Below are 2,482 nucleotides of genomic sequence, written 5' to 3'. Positions count from 1 at the left end.
ACGGCCTCGATCGCCCAGAACACCTGGTCCCGGGAGCGGTCTACGAAGTCGAGATCGATATGGCCGCGACGTCCAACGTGTTTCGTGCTGGGCATCGGATCCGCGTCGACATCTCCAGCAGTAACTTCCCCCACTACGACCGCAACACCAACACCGGCGGTTTCATCAGTCGCGAATCCATCGACGACGCCGTGGTCGCGCACAACACCATCCTCACCGGACCCGACCACCCCAGCCGTCTGGTACTTCCCCGGATCAACCGCTGACCAGTACCTGCACTGATCGACGGTTGCCGGAACCACACTCATGGTCCCGGCAACCGTCCCAACGGTGTGAGCCTGACGGTCACGCGATCATGCCGTCCCGACGAGCAAGGACAACAGCCTCCAACCGGGTACTCGCGCCGAGCTTGTGCATAGCGGACTTCATGTAACTCTTGACCGTGAACAGAGCCAGACCCAACACTCCGGCTATCTGAACATTCGTCATGCCCGCGCCGGCCACCGTCAGGACGTCGATTTCACGTTTCGTGAGCGAAGCGCTGCCGGCGCTTTCGGAGCGTTCCCCCTCGTCGACCAGCCGGGCGGCAGCCTTGACGAGCGCCGCACGCACATCAGCATCACCGACACTGCCGGCAAGGAGCCGTAATTCCGCATAGACCGATCGCACCTGCTCGCGCAAACGTGCATTCACGGTGGCTTCTTCGGACAACACACCGTTCGCCGAAGTCACGGCACTGACAGCCAGTTCTTGCTCCAGCGCCCGCGCTTCCTGCACGACGGTGTCCTCGATGCGACCTCCCACGACCTCGGAAGTGCGAAACGCGCCGTAAATGACTCCCACCGTCTGACGCCCGACAATGATCGGCGTGGCGACCAGCGCCTTGAGCCGCTCAGCTCGGATGACCTTGTCGTATCGGTGTGTGATCACCTGGGTCTCGAAATAATCGTTCACGGCGATCGGCCGGCGCATGACCGCCACCTTGCCGCCGAGTCCCTCACTCGGATCCAGCGTCAGCCCGGGGAGCGCTCCGAGGGTCGGACCGTCGAAGCGCTCGATTAGGAGGTTTCCGGCTCTGTTGACGGGCCCACCGAATGCAAGGGAGGCCCCTGTCGAGACCCGGACCCGCTTGAGGGCGCGCTCCATACGCGTGCCCAGATCTTGCGCAGTCAAATCGTTCGATCCCCTATCAGGAGGGTGTAACCCAGCGCTCAGTTCCGTCCCCCTGTGACGGCTATCATAGCGACGCGAGCAGGCTACACCGTCCCGACCCGGACTTTGTCTTCCACCGGCAGTGACCAGGTCAGCCCGGGATCTGCAGGGCCAGATCGTTGCGGTCGAAGTCCGAGAACTGCTGGGTGTCAGTGCAGTATCCGCAGTTCACCCCGAAGAACTCGGTGCGAGCGTTCGGATCGTCGAGTAACCAGTACCGCAGCCAGGCGGTGCTCGGCCCGCGCATGTCGCCACCGGTGATCGCCGTACCGAAGTGCGTCGCGCCGCGCAGTTCCAGATACTCGGCGGGCACGTGGTCGGCATCCTCGTACATCGCCCGCACGATCGCCGGCCAGACGATCGCGTCGGCCTGACCGGCAAGATAGAGAACCGGCTCGTCGATGAGGTCGACATCGTTGAGCGGGCCCGGCTGGATCGCGACGGCAGTGTCGACGCGGTCGTCGATCGCGGCATTGATCGCCGCAGATCCGCCCTGCGAGTGCCCCACCGCACCAATATGTTCCAGGTCAACTTTGCCGAAGAAGACACTGGATGGGTTGGCTGCCTTACTTTCGATGAGATCAATTCCCGACCGCATGGTGATGGCGAAGTTACTTGCCGGGGTATTGGCGGCGACCACGATGAATCCATGGCTGGCGTAGTGGCGCAACAAGGAGGTGTAAGCGCCGGGGAGCACGCCGGTCCCGTTCCCCCAGATCACAACCGGATGCTTCTCGCCTCGTGCGCCGAGTTGACGCGGGTAGTAAAGAGTGTGTACCAGCCCGATCGACACAGTCGGCGTGTACGGCCCTGCGCTCGCCCAGTCGTGACCGACGCTCGGGATGCCGGGAGTCTCAGCGGCGGCCGTTCCGGCCGGGCCCGCGAGTCCGAGTGTCGCGCACAGCGCAACCGCCGCTACAGCATTCGCGAACAATTGCAGAGATTTTTGCATGAAGGTCGACCTTTCGAAGTTGCGGCAATTTCGGTGCAGACGGTTCGATCACGGGACGCTCGGGGTCCTGTATTCGGTAGCTGAACCACATTCGGTGAATTGTCGATCCAGAGTGACGTGTATTACATAGTTTCCGGAAGGCGGCCCGTCGGCTTTGTTGGAGAAAACGGGGTTTGCCAGAAGTGTTGTGTCTGAACACAAAATCATCGTTCCCGACAGATAGCCGGCCGCCGCGAATACCCAGAGTTCAAAGAGAGAATCGCCGGCGTCCCGGCACCCGTTCGTCCGACTCGCTCCCTGCGGCGGCCTGTGTCATCC

Annotated in this window: 3 protein-coding genes; 1 reads left to right on the top strand and 2 read right to left on the bottom strand. The window is 62.5% G+C overall.

The window, feature by feature from the left end:
* Positions 1–266: CocE/NonD family hydrolase (locus tag ABT116_RS42630; RefSeq protein WP_351646049.1), on the top strand; the 266-nt coding region annotated here is incomplete at its 5' end.
* A 79-nt stretch (positions 267–345) separates the two neighbouring features.
* On the opposite strand, the gene ABT116_RS42625 is transcribed toward ABT116_RS42630, so the two are convergent.
* Together ABT116_RS42625 and ABT116_RS42620 are read right to left on the bottom strand one after the other, a co-directional pair.
* The gene (locus ABT116_RS42625; protein ID WP_351646044.1) at positions 346–1,146 is read right to left on the bottom strand and encodes a helix-turn-helix transcriptional regulator; all 801 of its coding nucleotides are present in this window, start codon (positions 1,144–1,146) and stop codon (positions 346–348) included.
* Positions 1,147–1,303: 157 nt separating this feature from the next.
* The gene (locus tag ABT116_RS42620; RefSeq protein WP_298772779.1) at positions 1,304–2,164 is read right to left on the bottom strand and encodes an alpha/beta hydrolase family protein; all 861 of its coding nucleotides are present in this window, start codon (positions 2,162–2,164) and stop codon (positions 1,304–1,306) included.
* Between the last annotated feature and the right edge of the window lie 318 nt (positions 2,165–2,482).

Source organism: Streptomyces sp. NPDC002130, assembly GCF_040296465.1.
Classification (GTDB): domain Bacteria; phylum Actinomycetota; class Actinomycetes; order Streptomycetales; family Streptomycetaceae; genus Streptomyces.
The sequence above is the reverse complement of the archived record's forward strand: the minus strand, read 5'-3'. Positions and strand labels throughout refer to the sequence as shown.